The organism is Pacificoceanicola onchidii, from assembly GCF_004804335.1.
Classification (GTDB): domain Bacteria; phylum Pseudomonadota; class Alphaproteobacteria; order Rhodobacterales; family Rhodobacteraceae; genus Pacificoceanicola; species Pacificoceanicola onchidii.
In genome coordinates this window covers 170,393-196,578 of the sequence record NZ_SRXY01000002.1, presented here as the reverse complement: position 1 = coordinate 196,578, position 26,186 = coordinate 170,393, and the positions used below count along the sequence as shown (strand labels likewise).

Below are 26,186 nucleotides of genomic sequence, written 5' to 3'. Positions count from 1 at the left end.
TCGGGTTCAAAAAATCAGGATCAAGCCGCGATCGCTTCGGGCGCGCGGCGTTTGGACCGGGCGGCGCCAAAGGTCTTCTTGGCGTGTGTCAGGCAGCGGCGGGCGTGCTCTTCGTATCCAAGCTCGGCCACGCGGCTTTGGTTCGGCAGTTCAATGGAGTAGTTCATCGGCGGGCAGCGCTCGATAATTCCCTCAAAATCGATCCACCCTTCGCCAGGGTAAAGGCGCGCATCGCGGGCGAGCTGGATCATGCCTTCGCGGGTGTCGGCAATGCCGGGCAGGCAGTCCGAGATATGCAGGAAATGCAGCCACTCGGGGGGCACGTGCAGGAGTTCGCCAAGATCGACACGGCTGAGGTGCAGATAAAGCGTGTCCACCAGAATACCGCCATTGGGCCGGTCAGCGGCACGCACGATATCGAGCACCTCGTCCAGCGTTCTGAGGCGCGAGAAAGAGGGAAACTCGAGATCAATGCTCAAGCCATATGGCGAGGCCAGATCGCAGGTCTCGGCATAGACATCCAAGAGGAAATTCCGATCGTCCCGCCGCGTCGTCCAAGCGGACATGATCATGTGGCGTGCGCCCAATTCGCCACCAAGTTCCAGCGCCGCTTCAAAATCACGAGGATCGCAATCCTCGGTGATCCTGGCCAGCTCGATATCGAGAACCTGAATCCCGGTCGTCTCAAGGGCTGTTTTCGTCGCCTGCGCCTGAGCCTTGTCCAGCGGCGAATGGGTGAATTCGCCGGGCACGTTCATGGTGATGAAACGCGGGCTCACGGCATCATAGCCTGCGCGCGCCGCGACGTAGACCAGTTCCGCCGGGGTGCAGTTTATCAGCGTCAGATGTGCCAGAGAGTACAGGGGTTCTTCGACGTCGCGGTTTTCTGCAATTGACATGAGCGGCCTCCCCGGTCCGAGTCACTTTTTCCTACGTAATAAAAAATATCAGATATTTTGTAAATCATCAATTTTAGAAATCGCAGAGAGTTTCTGATCCCAAAACGAGCCGCATCCATTTGTGAATGGAGTTCCGAGGATCATGTGTCCCTCGCTGCGAGCGCGAAAATATACATTTTTCAGTAGGTTATGCCTGACTCGCACCCGCACCATCGACATTCGTACGTCGTCAAGTGTGGCGATCATCATGGCGGCCGCACCGGCAACGTCGATCTATCCACGGCTGGCGCAGCAAAAATGGAGATGCCGAAACCGCATCGACCGCCATGTTCCGCATGACAGTTCTGTCGCTCTTCACGATGGGCGCATTGCGCTACGTGCTTTGATATTCAGAGAGATACCCAGGAAGCGCTTCTGCTATTGGAACGGACACATGCATCTATGAAACGGACGCCTTCAGCCCCATCGGTCACACGCGGCATCCCAAGCCACCCGTCCGGTAATTCTCGCCCATCCTTGCGCGCTGCGACCGCCATTGCGAATTCGGTGTAAAGATTGCCCCACGCCTCGATGATGCCTTCGGGGAAACCCCGAGCGGTGCGGACAAGCCTTTCGGTGGCAAGCGAGACCCCATGCCCATGGCCACGGCTGATCACACGGTCCGGTTCCCCGAAACGATTGAACTTCAAACGGTCGCAGTCCTCCAGATCCCACTCCAGCCCGCCTTCGGAGCCGTAGATGCGCAACCTCAGGCCACCGCGATTGCCGGGGGCGAGCCGTGTCGCCATCAGCGTACCCGGTACATCGCCGTGGCGCGTCCAGGCGAAGACCGTATCCTCCAGAGGCTTCGGCGCGCCACAAACATGGAACTCGGCGCGAAGCTCTGTCAGGTCCAAGTGGCTGACAAAGCTTGCCAGATGCGCGGCGTGGGTGCCGATGTCGCCGACGCAACTGGTTTTGCCGGACTTCGCCGGATCAAGCCGCCATTTCACGTGGGGCGCGTCGGCCACTTCCTCGGGTGTCATCCAGTCCTGCATGAATTCCACATGGATCTGGTTGATCTTGCCAATGCCACCGCCAGCCACGATCTCACGTGCCTGCCGGATCATCGGAAAGCAGGACATGACATAAGAGACGCCGAAAACGCAGCCGGTTTCATGTGTCAGTGCGACGAGCGCCTCGGCTTCGGCCACCTCATTGGTCAGAGGTTTGTCGCACAAGACGTCAATCCCGGCCTCAAGGAAAGCTTTGGCGCAGTCGAAATGCAGGTGGTTCGGCGTGGTGATCATCACCGCATCGACCCCGTCTTCACGCGCGGCCTCAGCGGCAGCCATCTGGGCGAACGACGCGTAACAGCGATCCTCTGGCAGATACCATTCCGGCGCGGAAGCCTTGGCCCGGGCCGGATCAGAGGAGAACGCGCCCGCGACCACCTCCCACCGGTCGGTCATCCGCGCAGCGGTGGCCTGCATCCCCGAGATGCGCCCACCGCCGACCACGCCCAGCCGCAACCGGCGAGCGAGGCGGGGAAAAGGGCCTTCGAAATCAAGTTTTTCGGGCAATAGCATGTGTCAAACCTCCGGCGGAGTTGCCCCTTCGGGCAACATTTCAACAGCCATAAAGACCGAGGGGGTAATGGTTTCAAATTGGTGCCAGGGAAAGTTGCCCTCGGCGTCATACATTGGGCGGTGGGTCGTGCCGGGCGCCATCGGCTCTTCGAGGTAGAGCGTGTCGACGTTTCTTTCACGGCATTGCTGCATCTTCCCGAAACCGACGATCTGGGTGTGCACCTCGCGAAACCCCGGCACCGGGCAAAAAGCGTGGTCGCGGTGCAGCCCGACGTTCAGCGGCACCGAGGCGGAGTGATAGAGAGTAAAACCGAACTGCCCGACCCAGACCTTGGGGGACATGTAGTGTTCGACCCCGCGCAACCGCTCCTCCCCACGCACCTCAAAGGCCGAGGGCCAGGTGTCGCGGATTTGTGCCAAAAGCACGGCTTCGTCGGCATGATCGGCAAAACCCTCGATCAGAACGGCATGACGAACGCCACGAATCTCAGTGTCCTTCAGGATCACCGATTGCAGCGCGCCCAAGGACTGTTCGCGCACTTGCAGGGGCATCTCGGCAAGGTTCAGAACGATGGTCTTGCCGGTGATGGCGTGACGGTTTTCGTCCGTTAGGATGCGGACGGCGAAGAACGGGTCGCCGATGGTCAGTGTTTCAGTGGTCATGTCATGGTTCTCAGATCAACGTTCAGACCTTGCTCGGAGGTCTCGGCCAGCATGGGCGGACGGGCGCAGGTGCTTGCGATGTTGACAAAGCGGCCGAGGCCGGGACTGTGCAACATGCCGTCCATGACTTCGCAGAGGTGCAGTCCAAGCGCGCCATTGGCACGCGGCTCGCGCCCTTCGCGGACGGCAACGGCCAGGTCCGCCAGCCCGACACCACGGGCGTCGAAGTTCAGACCGTGCGTGTTTTCCGCCACCTGCCAATCTGCCGGTGCCTTGGGCCGGGGCCGCATGGTCCAACGCGCGGTGTCACGGGTGCGCACCCAAACCGGTCCCTGAAAGATGTTCGCTCCGTCGCCCGGATCGGGATCGGGGATGCACAGCGTGCCTTCAGTTCCGTAGATTTCCAGCCGGGGGGTCTCGCTTTCCCAGACGTCGAAACTGACCATCATTTGACCCGTCACACCGCTTTCGAACTCGATCAGGCTTAGGCTATGGGTATCAACCTCGACCGGCATCATCTCACCGTGACGCGGGCCGTTTTCGATCATGCGGGACGCTTCGCGCTTGCGGCCGAGGCCCGCCACTCGGGCAATGGGGCCCAGGCAGAACACCATTGCCGCAAGGTAGTAGGGGCCCAAATCCAGCAGGGGACCGCCGCCTTTGGCATAGTAGAAATCCGGGTTCGGGTGGTGCCGTTCGACCCCACTGGTGGGCACAAAGGCCGACACGCTGTGAGGCGCACCAATGATGCCCCCGTCGAGCAGTTTGCGCAGAGTCTGCCAGCGCCCGCCAAAGAACGTGTCGGGCGCGTTGCCCACCATCAACCCCTTTGCTGCCGCCAGTTCAAGAACACGCCGCCCATCATCCAGATCGGTGACAAAGGGTTTTTCGGAATAGACATGCTTGCCTGCCTTTAGCGCCGCCAAGCTGATGTCCGCATGGGCAGCCGGGATGGTCAGGTTCAGTACGGCGTCGATATCGGGATCGGCGATGATCTCGTCCGGTCGCGCCACGCGCGCCACGCCATGCTCTGCCGCCTTGATGCGGCTTTCGTCCATGTTCAGGCTGCCGCAGGCGACAATCTCGACCCCGGAAAACCCTTTCATATTTTTCAGATAGATGTCGCTGATGCGACCGGTGCCTATCAGACCGACCCGGAAGGTTTTCGCGGGATCACTCATCTTTCTCCTGTGGTTTGTACTCTGGCAGGTACGCAGGTGGCATCGGCCCCTTGTTGCGTCCGCCTTGCTGCATCTGTTCCCAGCCATGGGCCAGCACGCCGACGGAGCGGCTGAGGCAAAAGAGCCCGCGTGACAAAGGGGGCGGGAAGCCAAGCTCGCAAAAGATCACCGCCGTTGCCCCGTCGATGTTCATCGCAATAGGCGTGCCGCGCTGGCGTCCAATCTCGGCCTGAACGGCTTCGCCGATATCCGCGAACCGGCCCGAGACAGTTCCCGCATTCGCCGCGTCGCGCACCAGCGCCATCAGGCGGGGCGCTCGGGGGTCAACCGGTTTGTGAAACCGGTGGCCAAAACCGGAGACGATCTTGCCATGTGTCGCGCGCCATGCGGCGATGCCATCGCGGGCAGCGGTTTCAAGGTCGTCACCGGCGTCGATCCGCGCCGCGATATCTTCATATAGCTCGGCGCATTGTTCTCCGGCCCCGCCGTGCACATCGCCCAGCATATTTACGCCCGTCGCCAAAACGTTGTTGAGCCCCACACCACAGGTCGCCGCCATCCGCGCGGCGGCAATCGACGGTGCCTGAGGCCCGTGATCGACACCGGCAACCAAAGCACATTCCAAAAGCGCCGCTTGGTCAGGCGATGGCAATTCACCCTGTGTCATCATCCAGATCATCTGGCCAAAGGACACATTGCCGATCAGGTCCTCGATAGGATGCCCCCGAAAGGCAATCCGCCCCGGAGCCATGTCGATGATCGACGTGCGCCACCAGTGGCGCACCGCGTTGGCGTCTTTACTCATGCTGTTTCCAGTTCTTTCAGGTGACGCATCTGCGCTGCCAGCCGGATTGGCGCATTCCGGGCGCCGTAGCCTTGATAGCCGCCCTTGCGCGCGACGATCTCAAAGAAAAACCCACCCCAGATCGGAACTGAATAGACCTGAAAATATTCCCCCACACCGTCACGGTCATAGAGAATATTTCCATCCTTCAACTTCGTGATCATCTCTTTTGGCAGATCAAAACGGACGCGCAGATCGTCGTAGTAATTCGCGGGCATGATCAACCGGTCAAATCCGGCGTCAGCGAGCAGATCGGAGGTTTCAAAAATGTCGTCACTCAGAAACGCCAGATGTTGCACACCCGCGCCAAAGCCCTGAGCGAGGAAAGCCCCCGCAAAAGTCCGCCGCTCGCCTGCACCGTTGAGGTTCAGACGCACCTCGCCTTCGGGGCTTGCCAGCGCCTGACTGAGAATAATGCCCGAAGGATCCGCCACGTCGACGACGTCCGCTTTTTCCATCTCGAAAGTCGACAGGTAGTAGGTCAGCCAGCTTTGCATCTCTTGATAGCGCATGGTTTGGGCGACGTGGTCGATACGCCTCAGACCCGCGGGTTGGGCGGCGCGTTCTTTGGGAACCGGTTCGAACTCGATGTCCCAGACACGATGAAGATCGGACTTCTCGTCAATGAAGTGCACGACAGAGCCGCCCACGCCCTTGATGGCAGGAATGCCCAACTCGCCTGTTCCCACTGGCTGGGAGAAGGCCGGCGCGCCAAGCGCCGTTGCCCGTGTTACCGTCTGCTCTGCATCGCGCACGCGCAGGCCCATGTCACAGACGCAAGGACCATGCTCGGCCCGCGCCTCGGCTGCGAAACCCTTGGTCTCGGAATTGACCACGATGTTGATCGCGCCCTGCCGCCAAAGCTCGACCGACTTCGACCGATGCTGGCGTTCCTTCCGAAAGCACAGCGTTTCCAGAAGGCTTGTCAGGCGGTCTCGGTCGCTCCCTTTGGCGGCAAACTCCATGAACTCCAGCCCGGTCGGCGTGATGCGCGGCGGCAGGTTTTCAAGCGGTCGCGCCAGCGCAGGTTCCCGCGCAGCGACTTCGTCCAGAAGCGATACCAGCGCCCGGTAAGCATCGGGCGCATGGGCCTCGCGCCCGCCTTCCGCTGTCGCGCCGACGCGCGCAATCGACCAGGGGCCGCGGTACCCTGACCGCGCGATGATCCGGACGAAACTGGCAAGGTTCAGCCCCCCTTGCCCCGGCAAGAGGCTGAAATGGCTCTTGAGCCGGGTAATGTCGAAATCAAGGGAGGGCGCATCCGACAGCTGAACATGAAATACGCGGTCTCCGGCAATGTCGCGCAGTCGCGCCGCCTGTGCACCGCCAGCAAGCGCAAAAAACGAATTGAGCGCGAGACCAAAGGCAGGGCTGTCCACCGCCTCCACGATCTCCAACGCCTGCAATTCGGTCGTGATATGCCGCGCCCAAGGCAGCGCAATCAGCGCAGCGCGGCACCCGGCACGGTCGACCCGCTCCGCGAGCTCTCGGAAATCCGCAGCGATCCGGGCGATGTCAGATGCCGCATCCGGGCGGGTGCTCGCCCCGATCAGCAGCGTGCGTGCGCCAAGCGCTTTCATGATGTCCAGCTTGTGGTCGAGGCGCGCGAACGCGGCCTTGCGCGCATCTCCACTCAGTCCTTCGAAATCGTGGAAAGGTTGGAGAACTTCGATGTCCAGACCAAGGGAGCGCGCCAGTTTGCCGACCTCTTCGGCGCTGCCCGAAAACCCTGTCAGGTCGGGCTCATACAGCTCGATGCCAGTAAATCCCGCCGCCGCAATCCGCTCCAGCTTTTGAGGCAGGTCACCGGGCACGTTTGTCGTTGAGATCGAAAGCGGGGTCATCCCTGATACCCGAACAGACGGGGCAGCCACAGGACGATGTCCGGCACGAGGATCATCAGAAGAAGTGCACCCAGCAGAACCGCAAGGAACGCCCAGATTTCCGCGATGATCTCTTTCAGCGGGATACCCGTGACGGCATTGATGACGAACAGAAGAATGCCGTAGGGCGGTGTGATCAGTCCGATCATCGAGTTGACCACGATCAGCACGCCGAAATGCACCAGATCAATGCCCAGTTCCCGGCAGGTCGGAATGAACAGCGGGATGATGACGAGGATGATGACCGTCGCGTCCAGAATGCAGCCCAAGAGGAGGACCAGAATGTTCACAAGCAGGATGAACATCAGTGGGCTTATGTCTGCGCCTGAAAACATGTCAGAGATCGCCTGCGGCACGTTTTCCTGAATGACCACATAGGTCAGGATCATTGATGCGCCGATGACCAAACCGACCGAAGCAGCTGAGCGCGCGCTTTCGACGAAGATTTGGTAAAGCGTCTTGATCTTGATGGCGCGGTAGAGGCCTGCTGCAACAATCAGCGCATAAAGGGCTGCGATGGCGGCGGCTTCGGTCGGTGTCGTCACACCGGAGTAAATGCAGCCCAACAGGATGACCGGCATCAACAATGCCGGGAATGCACGTACGGTCAGCCCGGGCAGTTCTCGCAATGGCACGGGTTCTTCCTGTCCGAACCCACGCCGGTGCGAGATTGCCGTATTCATGCCCATCAGAACGAGACCCATCACAAGGCCCGGCACGATGCCTGCCAGAAACAGGTCACCAACCGACGCGTTTGAAACGAGCGCATAGAGAACCATGGGGATCGACGGAGGAATGATCGGGCCGATGGTCGCTGTCGCAGCCGTGATGGCCGCCGCATAACCGCGCGTATAGCGGCCCGATTTCACCATCATATCGATAATGATCTTGCCGATTCCGGCCGCATCCGCCACGGCGGAGCCGGACATCCCCGAGAAGATGAGGCTGGCCACGACATTGACGTGGCCCATACCACCGCGAAACCGCCCCACAAGCGCGATGCAGAATTGCAAAAGCCTGTCCGAGATCGAGCCCGCGTTCATGATGTTGGCCGAGGCGATGAACAAGGGCACCGCGAGCAACAAAAACCCGTCAAACAGGCGCTGCACCATGGTTGTCCCGGCAATCGCAAGGTCTTGCCCGGAGACACCCAGATAGACCAGCACACCGACGAGAATGGCATAGGCGACCGGCGTTCCGATCGCAGCCATGCCAAAGAGCGCGATCATGCCGAGGATAAGTTCGAAGCTCATTTTTCCAACTCCACGCCATCAGTCTCGCCACCGAGAAGCATCTCCATCTCGGTCTCGGGCGGGCCGAAACGAACAACGGTGTAAATGCGCCAGATGTAGCGGAGCGTGACGACAATCATCAGCATCACGAAAGGCGCAAAGAGCCACTTGATCGCGATCTTGTCGCCTGTGATTGGCATCCGGATAGTCTGGATTTTTTTTAGGTTCATCAGGCGGTTGTCGAACACCGTTTCCCACACCGCAGGCAGCGAATAGAGCATCGCAATAATCATCAAGACCGCCGTGACCAAAGCGAGGATCTTGCGCACCGGTCGCGGTACGCCAAGGTAGAGCACATCGAACGTCACATGGTCGGACTCGCGCACGATGAACGCGCAGCCGAAGAAAATGACAAAGACCCACAGGAGCGAGATCAGAACCACCGACCAGCCGATCGGCTCAAGAAAAGGGACGTAGCGGAAAAGGATCTGCAGAAGGAAAGTGACAAAAATCGCCGCCAAAGCCATGGCGGCGATGAATTCTGCGCCGCGGGTGAACCATTTGCGAAGTGTGCCCATTTTCGTTCTCCCGCGACGTCCGTTGTTGAGGCTTAGTTGCCGAGTGCGTTGATCTTCTCAAGCACACCCTCGGGCCACGACGCTGCAGCTTCACTGCCAACGTACTGGCCCTGCACGTGGGTGCGGAACGCCGCAAGATCGGGCGTGTAGATCTCAACGCCCTGGCTGCGGATGAAATCGGCCAGGTTGTTCTCCTTGTCGAGCTGCTTCAGGCGGCCATAAGCGGCGGCGGCATCAGCGGCGCGTTGAACAGTGATCTTCTGATCGGCATCAAGGCTGTTCCAAGTCTCGGCCGAGAAAGCGATATAGTTCAGGTCGACAAGGTGCGACGTCAGCGCGATCTGTTTTGTGACCTCGTAGAACTTCTGGTCAACGACGGTGGGGAGCGGGTTGTCCTGGCCGTCAATCGCGCCTGACGACAGCGACGTGTAGACCTCGGAGAAAGCCAGAGGGGTCGGCGAGGCGCCCAGTGCAGCCCCCAGGAACTGCCACGCATCGGTGCCCGGCATCCGCAGGTTGACACCGGCCAGATCGGCGGGCGTTTGAACATCCAGTTCTTCACGGGTCTGACGCAGGTTTACATGGCGGCGGCCCAGATACATGACCGACAACAGCTTCACGCCAAGCTCGTCTTCAACCTTTTGCTTGAATGGATCCATCAGCGGGTCGTTGAATACACGGACCTGATGCGCGGCGTCCTGATGGACATAACCGGTCGCGAAGATCGAGAACTCGGGGAAGAACTGTGCCAGTTCCTGCGCCGAGGCGATCGACATGGTCAAGTTGCCACCCGCGATCGCTTCCAGCTCTGTACCTTGCGCAAAGAGCGTACCGTTGTAGCCAGCCTGATAGTCGGCAAAGCCTGCAACCATCGGTGCAAAGACTTCGGCCATTGCGACAGAACGCTGGTCTGTCTCAGAGCCGGAAGTCGCAAGCGTAAAGGTCATCTTGTGGCCATCGGCAACTGCGGGGATCGCAGACATCGCCAGACCAAGTGCGGCAACTGAAGTGATTGCGGCACGGCGCGTGAGTTTCAACATGAGGTTCCTCCCTTAGGTTTTGCGCCGCAATGGGCGTCGCAGCGTTTATGATCGATTTTTCTAATTTTGCAATATGTTTTGCAAAGTATCAGATATTTTTATTATACGCAGGCAAACTGAGACGCGGCGGACTTGGTGTCGTCGCCGAGAGAAATCTCACGCCCGGTTTCCGAAGAACGTGCAACAGCTTCAACAACTTCAAGGGACTTCAACCCTTCCCAGCCAGACACCAACGGTGCCTCGCGACCAGCGATCACAGCGGCGAAGTGGGCCATTTGCACGGCAAGCGGATCGTCCATACTGCAGGTCAGGGTTTGGGCCGAAATCGGCGTCCACCAATCTGGCGCGTCCCGGTGCTGCCAGACTCGCAAGTCGGGCAAAGACAGCCCTCCCATGGAGCCTCCAATCAGGTAACAGCTTTCGGAAGTGGCCGGATATGCGGGATTCTCTCGGGCCGTCAGCTCCCAACTCCACGGAGCAACAATACTGTCCGAGACTGAGATCGTCGCAATGGCGCCGGATTGAAACGTGAGAACAGCGGTTGCGAGGTCTTCATTTTCGAACCCCCGCCGCGACGGAACCGCGATGGCCTGAACCGATGTGACTTCTCCGCAAAAGTGACGCAGCAGATCAACATCATGGACAAGGTTGACCGAAATCGGACCTGCCCCATTTTTTGTGCGCCACGGTGCGGCGTCGAAATAATGATCGGGCTTGTAGAACCAGCATGTCGCCTGAATGGCGCGAATGTCCCCGACGGCACCCTCCATCAAAGCCTGTTTCGCGGCTTTCACCATCCCATTGTGACGCCGGTGATGGCCCACCAGCAGTGGAACACCGGCTTTATCAGCGGCATCGGTAAGCTGCCTTGCATCGTCCGATGTCACCGCAATCGGTTTCTCTATCAGAACCGGACAGCCGGATGTGATGCAGGCGAGCCCTTGGTCCAGGTGTGCAGGGGTGGGCGTCGCAAGGACCACGCCGTCCGGCATGGAGGCTGCCAGCATCTCTTCAAGCGAAGCGTACACGGGCACATCAAGAGCACCCGCTGCGGCCTGACCTTCCTGGCTGGGCTCTACGACCGCTGAAAGTATCATGTCGGGAGCACGCCTGATGACCTCGGCATGACGCCGTCCGACCAGACCAAACCCTGCGACGGCAATCCGCGTTTTCTGTGACATGCCCAGACCTTCCTACCGTGCGACTCTGTGTTTCGCGTATCCCGCAGGATCGACGCATGAAGTTCATAATATCAGATATTTTGTGATGCAACATATAATATGCTGATTTGCAGCTTGCGCCGCATTCAGGTACTTTGTCGGAAATACACCCAAACCACCGGATGAAACTCGATGACAAAATCCCGCAACGTCGTAGGGGCTTCGACATACCAGCGCATCAAGCGCGACATCATCTTCGGTGACCTCGCTCCGGGATCGAAGCTGAAGTTGGACGGGTTACGCGAACGCTACTCGGCGTCTATGTCCACGCTGCGCGAGACGTTGAACAGACTTGCGAGCGAAGGCTTTGTCGATGCGCAGGATCAAAGGGGCTTTTTCGTGACCCCTGTTTCTCGCGAAGACCTGATCGAGATCGCCAACCTGCGCGTGCTGCTCGAATGCCATGCACTGCGGCTGTCGATTGAAAACGGCGACACCGATTGGGAAGGCAACCTCGTCGCTGCGCATCACAAGCTGCACCTGATGGAACAGAAGATGCTGCAGGGGGACGACAGTCAGAAGGAAGACTGGAAGCGCTATGACTGGGAATTCCATCTTGCTTTGATCGAGGCATGCGGGTCAAAAAACCTGCTCTCACTACACTCTGTGCTCTACGACAAATACCTGCGCTACCAGATGCTGGTTTTGACATATCGCGGTGAAGAGGCGGTAGAAGAGCACCGAAAGGTTTTCGAAGCTGCCCTCGCGCGCGACATCGACACTGCCGCCGAGACACTGAAGACGCATATCGACAAAGGGTTGGAACACACGCTGGCGGCATTCTAGCGATTTGATCTCTGTCACCAGCCCTCATCGTCTCAGGCCGTTTAGCGGCTGCCAGATAGAAATTCCCTGAGACAACCGGGAGCGAATGCTGCGTCAGCAATAGCTGCAGCCGCAAAAGGCCAGTTTGTCCCGCAATGAGGCTTTCCGCCTATAGGAACCAGGCGCGGTTTTGGATTGTCACAGCTTACTCGAACGATCAGGGAGTGGCACGACGAGCAGCCATCCTGAGCTCAAGGATGTCCATCGTGTTGAACTGGCAGGCTTGTGAGCGCCCGCGGGATGTCCGTTATTGGAAAGCTGTAATGCAGACCTGACCAATCAGACGAATGTCCGCATTACGCCGTTATGGCCATGACCAACGGTAGTATTACTTGTTTCGAAGCAAATCACTCGCCGCGCAACACCTCTAAAGTGGGCTTTGCTGACAGCTTCGCAGCAATCTGTGCGAGCGTCCTTGTCTCGCGGAATGGCAGGTGTCGCCGTTTCGACCATCTCAAACGGTACAACAGTGCGCACGCTTTTTCCGCCTCGCAGACGACGCCGAAGCCGCGTGGCGGAGGGGGCTATCTCGGTTCGCAGGTGAAATTCTTTTGCCAAAAATCGGGGGGGAATCGCGATGCAGTGGCCCCTCAGAACTCTGTTTCGCGCAAAAGTACCTTTTCGTGTTGAGACAGGACTTACCCAATTGGGTCAGTTGAGCCTGCCTCGCCCCGGCCTGATGCCACGCCCCCTCAATCGCTTCACAGAATCGGAGCCCGTCCCGACAGCGCGGATCCCCTACCATCGGCGAGGAAAAGCCACTCTGCGCTCGCCATGATGCAGGCGCTTTCTAGGCCCAAGACGGCGCGCGGCGGGGCACCCAAGCGCGGCATAATTGTCCCGCAAAGCGCCAACTTGGAATTAAAGGGCTCAGAAATTATCATGTGAGTGATTGATTTGAATGGTGCCCCCACACGGACTCGAACCGCGGACCTACTGATTACAAATCAGTTGCTCTACCAGCTGAGCTATAGGGGCACCGGGCTGATGGCTGCTGGGTGCCATCGGTGACGGCCGCGAAGCGGTCCGTATGGCTCATTTAACCGAGCCGCTTTCGAAGGACAATAGGGCAAACGCAGAGAAATCTGCCCGAATTCACGGTTTCGACGGCCGCCGCAGAGGGGCGTCACCGCCGCGGTTCACCGGACGTTTGATGCGCTTGCTGGGATCGGCGGCGCGGGAGGGCTTTTTCGCAGCGCCAGCCGCTGCCCCGGCCGGTTTTCCGGGGCCTTTGCCGAAGGTTTTGCGTGCCTTGTCAGACGGCTTGCCGCCCGGTTTGCCCGATGGCTTGCGGGGCGCCTTGCTGCCGCCGCCGGCTTCTGGTTTCCCGAAGGACTTGGGTTTTGCGCCCGGTTTGCCGGGGGCCTTGTCCTTGGGCTTGCCCGCGCCATCCTGCGCCGGTTTCGAGCCCTTGAGCGGCCTGTGCGCTTCGTCCAGAACGCGCCTCGGCGGGCGCTTGTCGCCATCGCGCCGTTCGGGCCGTTCGCCCGGACCCTTGCGATGCGGTTTGCCGCCGGGTTTGCCACCCGGCTTCGGTCCGCGAGGAGGGGCGCTGGCAAAGGCAGGCTCGCCGTCAACGCGGGTGGCAAAAACGTCCTTTTCCAGATGCCCTTCGCTGCCCAGCGTGTCTTCGAAATCCGGCACCGCGCCCTCGGCCAGTTCCACGAAGGTCTGATCGTCCTGCACGCGGATACGCCCGATGTGATCTTTGCTCAGGTTGCCGACGCGGCAGAGCAGAGGCAGCAGCCAGCGCGCTTCGGCCCCCTTGTCGCGGCCAATGCTCAGCGAGAACCACAGTGACGGGCCAAAGGGCGCGCGCGGGCCATGCTCGGGTTTCTCGCCGGGTTTGTTCAGCTCTTCGGGGGCGGACAGACCGGCGCGGAACAGGCGCAGACAGGCGGCGGCGACTTTCTCGGCCCCGTGTTCTTCGAGCAGTTTCAAGGCAAAGGCCTTGTCCGTTTCGCCAATTTCCTCTTCCCATGCGGAATCGGCCAAAAGACGCGCCTCATCAGAGGCGAGGATTTCTTCCGCGCTCGGAGGATAGGTCCACTCGGCTTGAATTTTCGCCCATTTCAGCAGGCGCGCGGCTTTCTTCGAGGCCTTGTCCGGCACGATCAGCGCGGACAGGCCTTTGCGCCCGGCGCGGCCGGTGCGGCCCGAGCGGTGCAGCAATGCTTCGGTGTTGGTGGGCAGATCAGCGTGGATCACGAGGCCAAGGTTCGGCAAATCAATCCCGCGCGCGGCCACATCCGTCGCCACACACACCCGTGCGCGCCCGTCGCGCAGCGCCTGCAGCGCGTGGCTGCGCTCGTCCTGAGACAGCTCGCCCGACAGGCTCACCACGGAAAACCCCCGGTTGGCAAAACGCGCGGTCAGGCGCGCAACTGCGGCGCGGGTGTTGGCAAAGACAATCGCCGTCGGTGCATCATGAAACCGCAGCAGGTTGATGATGGCGTTCTCCGTATCGCGCTGGGTGACCTGCACCGCCTGATAGGTGATGTCCGCGTGCTGCGATTTGCCCGAAACGGTAGAAATGCGCACGGCGTCGTTCTGATACTGCTCGGCCAGCTTCGCAATCGAAGGCGAGACGGTGGCGGAAAACATCAGCGTGCGGCGCTCTTCCGGTGCTTCGCCGAGCATGTATTCAAGGTCTTCGCGGAAGCCGAGATCGAGCATTTCGTCGGCCTCGTCGAGCACCACGGCGCGAATATCCGAAAGGTCCAGCGAGCCGCGCTGGATGTGATCGCGCAGACGCCCCGGCGTGCCGACCACAACATGTGCGCCGCGGTCGAGCGCCCGCCGCTCGTCACGGGCGTCCATGCCGCCAATACAGGAGGTGATGCGCCCGCCGGCCTTGCCATAGAGCCAGTCCAGCTCGCGCTTGACCTGCATGGCCAGCTCGCGCGTCGGCGCAACAACCAGCGCCAGCGGGGCAGCGGGCGGACCAAAACGGGCCTCTTCGCCCAGCAGCGTCGGCGCGATGGCGAGGCCAAAGCCCACGGTCTTGCCCGATCCGGTCTGTGCAGAGACAAGCAGGTCCGCACCCGCCAGCCCCTCTTCGGTGACGGCTTCCTGCACATCGGTCAACTGGTCAAAGCCCCGCTCGGCGAGGGCATCGGAAAGGGTAGGGATCATGGGAGGCGTGTCCGAAAGGAAAGGAGGCCGGGAACGGCAAGGGGTCGCGATATAGGATCACGCGCCGCATGTCCATCGCGTATTTGCGGACAAACCGCCGCAAAGGGGGGAGGGACGGAAAGAGAATGGCGGGCGAGAGTGGCCCGAAAGGGACGTTGACCGTGCAGGGAACGAGCCGTGCCATTGACGGGCCGTGGCATGGCGATGTTCCCTCAGATCCCCTCGATTTATCCCAGCCACTGGCGCGCTAGCCAAGCGCATTTATCTGCATCAACCCAATCGCCGTGCCGTGGGGACGGCCCGTCGATGGCGCGGCGCCCTTCGGGCTTGATTCCGCGCTAAGGTTCTTGGCTCAAATGTCCCCCAAAGGCCAAAACCATTCACAGCAAATCCCACGCCAGCGCGTTGCACGGAACTTCGGTCAGCCGGGGGGGGGGACCGGGATCCCGAAACGCGATCCCGGTCAATCCGGCTCAGACCTCGGTCCAGGCCTTGTCTTCACCGCCGAGGCCGCCAACCTGCACCCGTGTCGGCAGACCGATCTGATCCAGAAGGCCAAAGAACGGCTTGGGGTCCAGCTCTTCGACGTTTTTCATCGTCTTGGCATCCCACTCACCCGAGGCAACCAGCATCGCCGCCGCCACCGGGGGCACACCGGCGGTGTAGGAAATCCCCTGGGAGCCGACCTCCAGATAGGCCTCCTTGTGATCCGCGACGTTGTAGACGAAGTACTCGACGTCCTGACCGTCCTTCACACCTTTCACCAGATCGCCGATGCAGGTTTTGCCGGTGTAATCGGGGGCGAGCGAGGACGGATCGGGCAAACAGGCCTTCACCACCTTCAAAGGCACCACTTCCAGCCCTTCGGCGGTGGTCACGGGCTGCTCGGACAGAAGGCCGATGTTCTTCAGCACCGTAAAGACATTGATGTAGTGATCGCCAAAACCCATCCAGAAGCGCACATCGGCCTGCGGGTAGTTCGTGGCGAGGCTGTGCACCTCGTCATGCCCGGACTGGTACGCCTGAGACGGGCCAACCACCGGCAGATCCCAGACATGGCCAGAGGCAAACATGCTCGTCTCTTTCCACTGCTGGTCTTCCCAGTAGTACACCACGCCTGTGAACTCGCGGAAATTGATCTCGGGATCGAAGTTCGTGGCAAAGTACTTGCCGTGCGAGCCTGCATTAATATCAACGATATCAATGCTTTTGACCTCGTCCATCTGGTCAATGGCAAAGCGCGCATAGGCGTTCACCACGCCCGGATCAAACCCCGCGCCAAGGATCGCGGTCACGCCTTTCTCGGCGCAGAGATCGCGCTTTTTCCACTCGTAGTTCGCATACCACGGCGGCGTCTCACAGATCTTGTCCGGCTCTTCGTGGATCGCCGTGTCGATATAGGCCGCGCCCGTCTCGATACAGCCGTCCAGAACGTGCATGTTCACGAAAGCCGTGCCGACATTGATGACAATCTCGGAGCCGGTCTCCCGGATCAGCGCAGCCACAGCGGCGGAATCCGTTGCGTCCAGCGCATGGGCGGCCAGGACGCCATCCTGCTTCATCGCGGATTTATCCTGCACGGAGGCAATGATATCGTCGCATTTCGACTTTGTCCGGCTGGCGATATGAATGTCGCCCAGCACATCATTGTTCTGCGCGCATTTATGCGCCACGACCTGTGCGACGCCGCCAGCGCCGATGATGAGCACGTTCTTTTTCAACGAATAAGACCTCCGTTCGTTGGGTAGTCAGGATGGGTTCACGACAGGGCTGCCGAGAAATCCGCGTAGGTGAAGTCCCGCACCATCCGCACGCGTCCGTCGAGTTCGCGTACGGCGATGCTTGGCATTTTTACGCCATTGAACCAGTTTTTCTTGACCATTGTATAGCCCGCCGCGTCCTGAATGGACAAACGATCGCCGGGGCTCAGCGGCTTTTCAAAGCGAAACTCGCCAAAGATATCCCCCGCAAGGCAGGACTTGCCGCAAACCATCCACTCCTGATCTCCGGCCTCCTTCATCTTGGCGCTTTCGCGGTAAATCAGCAGATCAAGCATATGCGCCTCGATGGAACTGTCGACGATGGCAAGGTTCTTGCCATTGAACAGCGTGTCGAGCACCGTAACCTCCAGCGTGGTGGACCCGGTGATCGCGGCCTCTCCCGGCTCAAGGTAAACCTGCACCTCATTCTGGCCCGCAAAGCGCTTGAGCCGCTCCGCCAGCCGGTCCAGCGGATAGCCCTCGCCGGTGAAATGAATACCGCCTCCAAGGCTGATCCACTCCATCTTGCGGATCAAATGGCCGAACCGCTGCTCGATCATGCCGAGCATCGCGTCAAAGCGCTCAAAATCCGCGTTCTCGCAATTGTTGTGGAACATGAACCCGCTGATCAGATCGGCCACCGGTTCAATGTCCTCGGGCGCATGTTCGCCAAGACGGCTGAACGGCCGTGCCGGATCGGCCAGATCAAAGTCAGAGGTGGACACGCCCGGATTGACCCGAAGCCCGCGCGTATGATCGCGGCTGACAGCCTCAAACCGCTGCAATTGCTGCGCGGTGTTGAAGATCACCTTGTCCGAAGAGGCCAGAACCTCGCCCATTTCATCCGGTGCCCAGGCCACCGAATAGGCATGGGTCTCACCCGGAAACTTCTCACGCCCCAGCTTCACCTCGAACAGCGAGGAGGAGGTGGTGCCGTCCATATACTCGCTCATCATGTCAAAGACGGACCACGTGGCAAAACACTTCAGCGCCAGCAAGGCCTTCGCACCGGAGTGCTCACGCAGCCAGGCGATCTTTTCCATGTTCGGAAGCAGCAGCGACTTGTCGACCAGATAATAGGGCGTTTGCATGGGCGTCAGACCTTATCAACGAGGGTGGCCTGCACCTAGTGCCCATAATCGCACATGGCAATGGTTTGTTGCGGGCCGCAACATGCCACCGTGCCCGGTGCCCGTCATATAGGCGTAACATGACGCGGATAGAGAAGGGGGCGCATACTGTATGTCGTAGGACTTGCCAGAGGCCAAACACGATATATAGTGATAAGCAGCTGGGGCGGGGTGTCCCGCCCTGGTCTTGAATGAAAAGGCAGACAGGGCGGAGGACGAGTCCCCCAATGGACGGCAATTTCAGAACGACATTTGTCCGCGAACCGGGCGCATTGAAACAGAACCCGGCGCTTGTGCTGAACGCGGATTACAGGCCCTTGTCCTACTATCCGCTCAGCCTGTGGCCGTGGCAGGAGGCGATCAAGGCGGTCTACCTCGACCGGGTCGATATCGTCGCCGAATATGACGAGGTGGTGCACTCCCAGAGCATGACCTTGCGAATACCCAGCGTCGTTGTCCTCAAGGATTACGTAAAACCGAGAAAGCGCGTGGCCTTCACGCGCTTTAATCTTTTTTTGAGGGATGAGTTCTCCTGCCAATACTGCGGCAGCCGCAAGGAACTGACCTTTGATCACGTGATCCCGCGCGCGGCGGGAGGCGTGACCTCCTGGGAAAACGTGGTGGCGGCCTGCGCGCCGTGTAACCTGCGCAAAGGCTCCAAAAGCCTGCGGCAGGTCGGCTTTTCCCTGCGCAAACCACCCCGTCAGCCGGGGGCGCAGGAACTCCTGAACTTGGGCCGCAAGTTCCCACCGAACCATCTGCATGAAAGCTGGATGGATTTCCTCTATTGGGATGCGGAACTGGAGGCGTAGAGTGTATTGCGAGGCGGCCCATACGGGCCGCTGAGCCACCACCGCGCGCTCCGGCAAGACTTGCTTAACCTACTGCGCTGATGCTTCTTCGCGGTACCACAGGCACTCGGATTGATCCGCTCTGGCCCTGACAAGGCCAAGGCGGGCAGCCCCATCGGGGGATGTTCGATCTGATCAGACTGACAAGCCGGGATTAAACGCCCCGGCCAAGATGATCCGAAACTGGCGGCCGCCATTTTCAGACTTCATATCACAGTTCCGCAAACCCCCGTCCGGCAAACCTGCCGTGGCGGGCGATAATACTGGCCGGGGAAAACTTTTGTCGGGGCAAAAATTTCTTGGGGGTCGACCATTGTTCGCGCCATTGGTCCGAGCGTCAAAGGACGACGCGCCCGTCCTGCAGACTCCCCCGGGATACTTTAGAGCACAAAGAAGAAACAGGCTGGGTCAGGGGCCGCGTTTATCCCGGCAGATCATCCTCCAGGAAATACCGGATGTTGTCCTCAAAGCTGTCATCCGCCTTCATGCCCAAGGACGCCGCTTTCTCAGGTCGAATGTCCAGCCGCCAGCCATCGAGAATGCCCGCAATTTCCGGCTGCGGCTCCCATGTGATCAGCCTGGCCGGTTCCGGCCCGGCCACCGCCGTCATGGCGTCGATCATCTGCCCAATCGTCCAGACCCGTCCCGGCATGGTCATGCAGCGGCGTTTGCCAAAGGCCGCTTCGTCAATCTCCGCCGCCCGCACGAGGTTCTCCACACATTGGCGCGGCGAGAGGTAGAAATGCGGAAAATCGCGGTCCACCGGGCAGTTCGCCGCCACACCCTGCAAAGGCTCGCGGAAGATCGACGACATGAAACCCGAAGCCGCCCGGTTCGGCGCACCGGGGCGCACGGATATCGTCGGCAGGCGAAAGCCACGCCCGTCGATGAACCCTTTGCGGCTGTAATCCTCGACCAAAAGCTCACCGATCAATTTCTGCGTGCCGTAGGAGATTTGCGGGTTCAGCGCCGAATTGTCGCCGTAAGGCTGCGGCACCTCGCCACCGAAGACGGCAATCGACGAGGTAAAGACGAGGCGCGGGCGCGTGCCCAGAGCGCGGGCGCGATCCAGCACGTTGATCGTGCCGTACATGTTGATCCGGTAGCCGAAGTCGAAGTCCTCTTCGGCATGGGCGCTGACCACCGCCGCGAGCAGGTAGATCATGTCCACGTCTGACGCGATGATCTGATCGACGGAAGCGCGATCGGAGATGTCGCAGGTCACGCAGGAGACCGGGAAGGGGGCCTCAACCGGCGCCGGATCGTTGATGTCCGCCAGCGTCAGCCCGGTGATGGGTTTGCCGTCCAGCGCGCCCAGATCCGCCAGCCGCCGCGCCAGTTTCTGGCCCACCATGCCGCCGCCGCCAATGATCAGAACCTTCATGTCTCGTCTCCCTCGAATATCTCCGGCGCCAGCGCGCCGCGCTTCTGAATGACCCGCGCCGCAAGACCCGCCGCTGCCTGCGTTGCCTCGGCCACCGAACCGCCCAAGACCCGTGTCGCCAGAAACCCGGCGCCAAAGCTGTCACCCGCTGCGGTGCTGTCGACCACCTGCGCCACGGGGGGCGGATCAAAGCGGTAATCGCCCTCACCATCGGACCAGACATGGCACATCTCGGCGCCGTTCTTGACCGCAACACAGCCCGCCCCCAGCGCGCGATACCGGGCGATGGTTTCATCGGGCAAAGTGTCGCCAAAACACAGCTGCTCTTCGTCGAAACTCGGCATCACTGTGTCCGAAACCGCAGCCCCCATGCGCAGCCCGCCCGCCATGGTCTCGGCGCTCTCCCACAGCCTTGGCCGCAGGTTGGTGTCAAAGGCCACATGGGTGCCCGCCTGCCGCGCGCGCGCCAGCGCATCACACAGCACCTCGCGCCCCTCGGGGGGCAGAATGGCCAGCGTGATGCCGGAAAACTGCACCAGATCAACACCTTTCAGGATCTCGTCGAGCCAGGCCGGATCGTTCCCCAGCGTCTTTGCCGCCGACTGCCCGCGCCAGTAGGAAAAGCTGCGCTCGCCGTTTTCAAGGCTGATCATGTAAAGCCCCGCCGTGCGGGTCTCATCGCGCCGGATCCGCTCCGTCCCGATGCGCTGATCGGCAATGAACCGCAGCATGTCATTGGACACGGCGTCGGAGCCGACAACCGTCCCGTAAGACACTTCCCAATCCTCGGGCAGAAGCCTGCGCGCATACCACGCGGTATTGAACGTATCCCCGGCATAGCCCTTGCGGAAAAGCCCGCCCTCGGCCGGGGCGATTTCGACCATGATTTCTCCAAGGCTCAGAAACGTGCTCACAGCAGCCCCCTCATGTTTAGATTGCGCATCAACTCCCGCGCCCCGAATGTCCATTCCGGCGCGTCCGTGCTCAGCCGCACGGTATTTTGCAAAACGCCCAGTTTCGGCTCTGCAATGCGCACCACATCGCCGATCTTGTGGGTAAACCCTTGCCCCGGCGCATCGCGGTCCTGAATGGGCGCAAAGAGCGTGCCGAGGTAGAGGAAGAAACCGTCCGGGTACTGGTGATGCCGCCCGATGGTCTGGGCGACAATATCGGCCGGGCGGCGGCTGATCTTCTTCATCGAGGAATGGCCGTTCAGCTCAAATCCATCGGTCCCGGTGACGGTCAAGGTCAGCTCGGCCGCTTCCACGTCCGCCATGCCATAGCCTTCGTCAAACAGCCGCACAAAGGGGCCAAGCGCGGCAGAGGCGTTGTTGTCCTTGGCCTTGCCCAGAAGCAGCGCCGAGCGCCCCTCCACGTCGCGCAGGTTCACGTCATTGCCCAGCGTCGCGCCCTTGATTTCGCCGCGCGCGTTCACCGCCAGAACCACCTCCGGTTCGGGGTTGTTCCAAGTGCTGATCGGATGCAGACCGACGCTCGCACCCCAGCCGACGGAGGCCATGGGCTGACACTTTGTGAACACTTCCGCATCGGGGCCGATGCCGACCTCCAGATAAGCGGACCACAGGCCCTCGGCCTGCAACACGCGCTTAACCTCCATCGCCTTTTCGCTGCCCGGCTCAATACCCGACAGGCTGTCGCCAATCACGCCTTTGACCTTGGCGCGGATCGCCTCGGCCCGCTCTGCATCGCCCGCGGCCTGCTCTTCGATCACCCGTTCGACCATGCTCTCGGCGAAGGTCACGCCAGAGGCTTTGATGGCCGAAAGGTCTGCGGGAGAAAGCAGGTGCAAGGTGTCTTCGCTGGCGGTCTCCACAGACCCTGCAACCAGATCAGCAAGGGTGCACAGGGTCTCACCGTCCGCAAAGCGCGCGTAAGCGGCGGGATCGTCCAGATCCAGCAGGTCCGACATGGTCGGCACCTGCCGCGTTGTGATGTCGACAACGTCGTCGCCGCGCAGGGTGACAAGGCAAGGGCCAATGCCCGCGCGCCAGACGCGCCCGACAAGACAGGCGTTTGGATCAGGGTTCTGATGAGGCAGCATGTTCGGCTTTCAAAGACTGGCGGTGATGCCGCCGTCGACAAACAGCGTGTGGCCATTCACGAAGCTGGCCGCATCCGAGGAGAGGTAAATGCAGGCCCCGACAAGCTCTTCGACCCGGCCCCAGCGCCCGGCAGGGGTGCGCTTTTCCAGCCATGCGGAAAATTCCGGGTCGGCGACAAGGGCCGCGTTCAGCGGCGTGTCGAAATAGCCCGGCGCGATGGCGTTGCAGTTCAGCCCATGCCTGGCCCAATCGGTCGCCATGCCTTTGGTCAGGTTCGCCACGGCGCCCTTGGAGGTTGTGTAAGGCGCGATGCCGGGGCGGGCGAGGGCGGTCTGAACGCTGGCGATGTTGATGATCTTGCCGCGCCCGCGCTTGATCATGTGCCGCGCCGCCGCTTGCCCCACGTAGAAGACCGAGTTGACGTTGGTGCGCATGAGCGTGTCGAAGGCATCAGCCGGAAAGTCTTCCAGCGGCGTGCGGTGCTGCATGCCTGCGTTGTTCACCAGAATGTCGATCGCACCATGCTCGGCTTCATAACCGTCGATGGCGGCGCGGGCCGCTGCGCTGTCGGTGACGTCAAAGGGCAGGGTGTCCACGCGCGCCCCTTCGCCGCGCAGGGACTCGGCGGTCTCTTCGAGCCGCTCCGCGTTGCGGGCGTTCAGTACGAGACTGGCCCCGGCCTCGCTCAACCCGCGCGCCAGGGCCCGACCGATTCCCATGGAAGAGCCGGTCACGAGCGCCCTGCGCCCGCTCAGATCAAATAGCTGCATGTTTCCTCCTTCGCCTGCGGATCGGGCTTCGCGGGGCAAGAGTTTTGCAAAACTCTTGCAAATTCCCTTCAGGGAATTTGGCCGCGCGAGACCGGGCCGAAGCGTTGACATTCCGGGGCGGAGCCCGTCTTATCACAAATGGTATACCAAAATTTGGGCGATGCAAGCCGCCCTGTGGGAGGAGTTTTGACATGCCCGGCCCGTGGACCTGCGGCCCATGCTGACCTTTGCCGTCGCCGTGTTTTTCCTGATCATCACCCCGGGCCCCGGCGTCCTGTCGACGGCGGGTCTTGGCGCGGCCTACGGATTCCGCGCCGGGCTGCGCTACGTGCTGGGGCTGTTCATCGGCACCAACCTCGTGGCGCTGGCGGTGATCAGCGGCGTGGCGGCGATTGTCCTGTCGGTTCCCGTGGTGCGCTGGGTGCTGATGGTCGCCTCGATCGGTTACCTGATCTACCTCGCCGCGCGCATTGCCTTTGCCGGATCAAAGATCGCCTTCATCGCGGCCAAAGCCCCGCCCGCCGTGCTCGCGGGCCTCGCGCTGCAAGCCATCAACCCCAAGGCCTACACGGTCAACACCACGCTGTTCGCCGGCTTCCCCTTTGCGCCGGACAACCTGCTGTTCGAAACCCTTGCCAAGCTGATCATCGTGAATGCGATCTGGATTCCGATCCACCTTGGCTGGCTCAAGGCCGGGGCAAGCCTGCACCGTCTCAACCTCAGCGACAGGGTGCAGCGCCGCATCAACCTCGCGATGGCGGCGGCGATGCTGATCGTCGTCGGCCTCGCCCTCTTTTCCGGATTGAAACAGACATGACGATCACCACGGCTCTGCCGCACCTCGAAGCGCTGCTGGGCAGCCGTCTTGCCACCAGCGAGGCCGAGCGCCGTCTGCACGGCCAGAACGAGACCTACTACCCCAACACGCCGCCCGAGGCCGTCGCCTATCCCGAGACCACCGAAGAGGTCAGCGCGATCCTGAAGATCTGCCATGAGGCAGGCTGCCCTGTCACGCCGGTCGGCGCGGCTTCGTCCCTCGAAGGCCAGCACCTTGCGACCCATGGCGGGCTGTCGCTCGACATGACCCGCATGAACCGGGTTCTGGCGGTGCATGCCGAAGATCTGAACGCGGTGGTCCAGCCCGGTCTCACCCGCATGGCGCTCAATGAGGCGTTGCGCACCACCGGGCTGTTTTTCCCGGTGGATCCCGGCGCGGATGCCTCGCTGGGTGGCATGACGGCGACGCGCGCCTCGGGCACCACGGCCGTGCGTTACGGCACCATGCGCGAGAATATCCTCGCTCTGGAGGTGGTCATGGCCGACGGCACGGTGATCCGCACGGGCACACAGGCGCGCAAATCTGCCACCGGGTATGACCTCACGCATCTGATGGTGGGCAGCGAAGGCACGCTTGGCGTCATCACCGAACTGACCCTGCGCCTGCAGGGCATCCCCGAGGCCACCGCCGCCGCAACCTGCCGCTTTTCATCGGTTGAAACGGCGGTGAACTGCGTGATCCTGACCATCCAGTCCGGCCTGCCCATGGCGCGGATCGAACTGCTGGACCACATGATGGTGCGCGGCTTCAACGCCTATGCACAGGCTGGCCTGCCCGAACAGCCGCATCTGTTTGTCGAGTTCCACGGAACGGAGGCGGGCGTGGCCGAACAGATGGCACTCTTTGGCGAAATCGCGCGCGAGTTCGGCGCGGACGGCTGGCAAACCGCCACCCGCGCCGAGGACCGAAACGCGCTGTGGAAGATGCGCCATTCGGCCCATTACGCCTCTGCGGCGCTGGGCAAAGGCAAGCACATCTGGCCCACGGATGTTTGCGTTCCGATCAGCGCGCTGGCCGAAGCGGTGACACAGGCGCAGAAGGATGCGGTCCGGCTCGGCCTGACCAGCACCATCGTCGGCCATGTGGGCGACGGCAATTTTCACGCCGGGCTCAGTGTCGATCCTAGGGACGCGGATGAAATGGCGCGCGCCGAGGCCTTCACCGGGGCTCTGGCCCAAACCGCGCTGCGGCTGGGCGGCACGGTGTCAGGAGAGCACGGCGTGGGCCTTGGCAAACAGAAGTTCATGGCCGCCGAACACGGCGCGGCGCTGGCCTACATGCGCAGCATCAAACAGGCGCTCGACCCCAGGGGCATCCTGAACCCCGGCAAACTGCTGCCACCGGAAACATGAGGAGATCGCGATGACAGACAAACCAACCGTCGGCTTTATCGGTGTGGGCCTGATGGGCCATGGCATGGCCAGGAACATCCTCGCGGGCGGCTACCCGCTGGTGATCAAGGGCAACCGCAACCGCGCGCCGGTCGAGAGCCTTCTGAGTATGGGGGCCACGGAAGTGACAAGCCCGCGCGAGATGGCGGCGCGCTGCGATGTCATCCACCTGTGCCTGTCCAACTCACCGCAGATCGAGGCGGTCTACCACGGAGCCGATGGTATCCTCGCGGGCGCACGCCCCGGCCTGATTGTCGTCGATTGCTCCACGGCGGATCCGGTCTCGACCATGAAGCTGGCAGGGGAGCTGGCAGAAAAGGGCGGCACAATCGTCGATGCGCCGCTCGGCCGCACGCCAAAGGAGGCAGAGGCCGGCACGCTCGACGCCATGGTCGGCGCGGACGCCGCAAGCTATGCGCGGGTTCTGCCGATCATCGAGTGCTGGGCGGGCAATATCAACCACGTGGGCGAGACCGGCGCAGGCCACAAGATGAAACTCCTGATGAACCTGATCGCCATGTCCTACGCCGCGCTCTACGCCGAAGCCACGGTGCTCGGCGCCAAGGTCGGCATCGCGCCTCAGACAGTGCAGAAGGTCATCGGCTCTTCGCGGCTCGGCAACGGCTTTTTTGACACCTTCATGAGCTACGCCGTCGACCGCAACCGCGATGCGCACAAGTTCTCCATCGCCAACGCGTCGAAGGACGTGCGCTATGCCAACGCCATGGCGGCGGACGCGGGCGCGCTGACGCTGATCGCCTCGGCCACGCGGCAGTATTTCGCGCATGTCGAAGCCACCGGCCACTCCGAAGACTACGTGCCGTTCCTGACCGACCACATCGCGCGGCTGAACGGGATCGACATGGAAAAAGAGGTGCAAAAAGGCGCCTGACGTGGCGTTTTTTTGGTGCCAGAGGGTTTCTTTGTGCCG

General features: G+C 61.3%; 22 protein-coding genes and 1 tRNA gene. 5 read left to right on the top strand and 18 right to left on the bottom strand.

The window, feature by feature from the left end:
- Positions 1-20 precede the first annotated feature (20 nt).
- The 10 genes from E4662_RS06210 to E4662_RS06165 form a co-directional block, all read right to left on the bottom strand.
- Positions 21-899, bottom strand: a complete 879-nt coding sequence (locus tag E4662_RS06210) for a sugar phosphate isomerase/epimerase family protein (protein ID WP_136440663.1) — start codon at positions 897-899, stop codon at positions 21-23.
- 389 nt (positions 900-1,288) lie between these two features.
- The gene (locus tag E4662_RS06205; RefSeq protein ID WP_136440661.1) at positions 1,289-2,467 is read right to left on the bottom strand and encodes a Gfo/Idh/MocA family protein; all 1,179 of its coding nucleotides are present in this window, start codon (positions 2,465-2,467) and stop codon (positions 1,289-1,291) included.
- Positions 2,468-2,470: 3 nt separating this feature from the next.
- The gene (locus tag E4662_RS06200) at positions 2,471-3,130 is read right to left on the bottom strand and encodes a hypothetical protein (protein WP_136440659.1); all 660 of its coding nucleotides are present in this window, start codon (positions 3,128-3,130) and stop codon (positions 2,471-2,473) included.
- Positions 3,127-4,311, bottom strand: coding sequence for a Gfo/Idh/MocA family protein (locus E4662_RS06195; RefSeq protein WP_136440657.1), 1,185 nt, complete (start codon positions 4,309-4,311; stop codon positions 3,127-3,129). Before E4662_RS06195 ends, E4662_RS06200 begins: the two co-directional genes overlap by 4 nt.
- Positions 4,304-5,116 carry a citryl-CoA lyase gene (locus tag E4662_RS06190; RefSeq protein WP_136440655.1) on the bottom strand — a complete coding sequence of 271 codons (813 nt, stop codon included), beginning with the start codon at positions 5,114-5,116 and terminating at the stop codon, positions 4,304-4,306. Before E4662_RS06190 ends, E4662_RS06195 begins: the two co-directional genes overlap by 8 nt.
- The gene (locus E4662_RS06185) at positions 5,113-6,999 is read right to left on the bottom strand and encodes a bifunctional sugar phosphate isomerase/epimerase/4-hydroxyphenylpyruvate dioxygenase family protein (protein WP_136440653.1); all 1,887 of its coding nucleotides are present in this window, start codon (positions 6,997-6,999) and stop codon (positions 5,113-5,115) included. The genes E4662_RS06190 and E4662_RS06185 overlap by 4 nt, the downstream gene beginning before the upstream one ends.
- Complete coding sequence (locus E4662_RS06180; protein WP_136440651.1) at positions 6,996-8,291, bottom strand: TRAP transporter large permease; 1,296 nt, start codon at positions 8,289-8,291, stop codon at positions 6,996-6,998. The genes E4662_RS06185 and E4662_RS06180 overlap by 4 nt, the downstream gene beginning before the upstream one ends.
- Positions 8,288-8,848: a TRAP transporter small permease gene (locus E4662_RS06175; RefSeq protein ID WP_136440649.1), complete on the bottom strand. Its 561-nt coding sequence runs from the start codon at positions 8,846-8,848 to the stop codon at positions 8,288-8,290. Before E4662_RS06175 ends, E4662_RS06180 begins: the two co-directional genes overlap by 4 nt.
- A gap of 32 nt (positions 8,849-8,880) precedes the next feature.
- The gene (gene dctP / locus E4662_RS06170) at positions 8,881-9,888 is read right to left on the bottom strand and encodes a TRAP transporter substrate-binding protein DctP (protein WP_136440647.1); all 1,008 of its coding nucleotides are present in this window, start codon (positions 9,886-9,888) and stop codon (positions 8,881-8,883) included.
- A gap of 101 nt (positions 9,889-9,989) precedes the next feature.
- Positions 9,990-11,069 carry a Gfo/Idh/MocA family protein gene (locus E4662_RS06165; RefSeq protein WP_136440644.1) on the bottom strand — a complete coding sequence of 360 codons (1,080 nt, stop codon included), beginning with the start codon at positions 11,067-11,069 and terminating at the stop codon, positions 9,990-9,992.
- A gap of 171 nt (positions 11,070-11,240) precedes the next feature.
- Here E4662_RS06165 and E4662_RS06160 point away from each other — a divergent pair, with 171 nt between their 5' ends.
- A complete protein-coding gene (locus E4662_RS06160; protein WP_136440642.1) occupies positions 11,241-11,894 on the top strand; it encodes a GntR family transcriptional regulator in 654 nt (217 codons plus the stop codon).
- Between the two features lie 941 nt (positions 11,895-12,835).
- On the opposite strand, the gene E4662_RS06155 is transcribed toward E4662_RS06160, so the two are convergent.
- The 4 genes from E4662_RS06155 to E4662_RS06140 form a co-directional block, all read right to left on the bottom strand.
- Positions 12,836-12,911: transfer RNA gene (locus tag E4662_RS06155), tRNA-Thr, on the bottom strand.
- A 117-nt stretch (positions 12,912-13,028) separates the two neighbouring features.
- The gene (locus E4662_RS06150; protein ID WP_136440640.1) at positions 13,029-15,068 is read right to left on the bottom strand and encodes a DEAD/DEAH box helicase; all 2,040 of its coding nucleotides are present in this window, start codon (positions 15,066-15,068) and stop codon (positions 13,029-13,031) included.
- Between the two features lie 473 nt (positions 15,069-15,541).
- Positions 15,542-16,789: a saccharopine dehydrogenase family protein gene (locus tag E4662_RS06145; protein ID WP_136440638.1), complete on the bottom strand. Its 1,248-nt coding sequence runs from the start codon at positions 16,787-16,789 to the stop codon at positions 15,542-15,544.
- A 38-nt stretch (positions 16,790-16,827) separates the two neighbouring features.
- On the bottom strand, positions 16,828-17,919 hold the full coding sequence (locus E4662_RS06140; RefSeq protein WP_136440636.1) for a carboxynorspermidine decarboxylase: 1,092 nt from the start codon (positions 17,917-17,919) through the stop codon (positions 16,828-16,830).
- Positions 17,920-18,185: 266 nt separating this feature from the next.
- Here E4662_RS06140 and E4662_RS06135 point away from each other — a divergent pair, with 266 nt between their 5' ends.
- Positions 18,186-18,770, top strand: a complete 585-nt coding sequence (locus E4662_RS06135; protein ID WP_136440634.1) for an HNH endonuclease — start codon at positions 18,186-18,188, stop codon at positions 18,768-18,770.
- A gap of 460 nt (positions 18,771-19,230) precedes the next feature.
- On the opposite strand, the gene denD is transcribed toward E4662_RS06135, so the two are convergent.
- From denD to E4662_RS06115, 4 genes are read right to left on the bottom strand one after another with little or no spacing between them, the layout of a single operon-like run.
- Positions 19,231-20,193, bottom strand: a complete 963-nt coding sequence (denD, locus tag E4662_RS06130) for a D-erythronate dehydrogenase (protein WP_136440632.1) — start codon at positions 20,191-20,193, stop codon at positions 19,231-19,233.
- Positions 20,190-21,107, bottom strand: coding sequence for a sugar kinase (locus E4662_RS06125; RefSeq protein WP_136440631.1), 918 nt, complete (start codon positions 21,105-21,107; stop codon positions 20,190-20,192). The genes denD and E4662_RS06125 overlap by 4 nt, the downstream gene beginning before the upstream one ends.
- Complete coding sequence (locus tag E4662_RS06120; protein ID WP_136440629.1) at positions 21,104-22,255, bottom strand: fumarylacetoacetate hydrolase family protein; 1,152 nt, start codon at positions 22,253-22,255, stop codon at positions 21,104-21,106. The genes E4662_RS06125 and E4662_RS06120 overlap by 4 nt, the downstream gene beginning before the upstream one ends.
- Positions 22,256-22,264: 9 nt before the next feature.
- Positions 22,265-23,026 carry an SDR family oxidoreductase gene (locus E4662_RS06115; protein ID WP_136440627.1) on the bottom strand — a complete coding sequence of 254 codons (762 nt, stop codon included), beginning with the start codon at positions 23,024-23,026 and terminating at the stop codon, positions 22,265-22,267.
- Between the two features lie 217 nt (positions 23,027-23,243).
- Here E4662_RS06115 and E4662_RS06110 point away from each other — a divergent pair, with 217 nt between their 5' ends.
- The 3 genes from E4662_RS06110 to E4662_RS06100 are packed head-to-tail and all read left to right on the top strand — an operon-like array spanning position 23,244 to position 26,147.
- Positions 23,244-23,843: a LysE family translocator gene (locus tag E4662_RS06110; RefSeq protein ID WP_136440625.1), complete on the top strand. Its 600-nt coding sequence runs from the start codon at positions 23,244-23,246 to the stop codon at positions 23,841-23,843.
- Positions 23,840-25,216, top strand: coding sequence for an FAD-binding oxidoreductase (locus tag E4662_RS06105; RefSeq protein WP_136440624.1), 1,377 nt, complete (start codon positions 23,840-23,842; stop codon positions 25,214-25,216). Before E4662_RS06110 ends, E4662_RS06105 begins: the two co-directional genes overlap by 4 nt.
- A 10-nt stretch (positions 25,217-25,226) precedes the next feature.
- Positions 25,227-26,147 (top strand): NAD(P)-dependent oxidoreductase, encoded by a 921-nt coding sequence (locus tag E4662_RS06100; RefSeq protein ID WP_136440622.1) that lies wholly within the window; start codon positions 25,227-25,229, stop codon positions 26,145-26,147.
- The last annotated feature ends 39 nt before the right edge of the window (positions 26,148-26,186 follow it).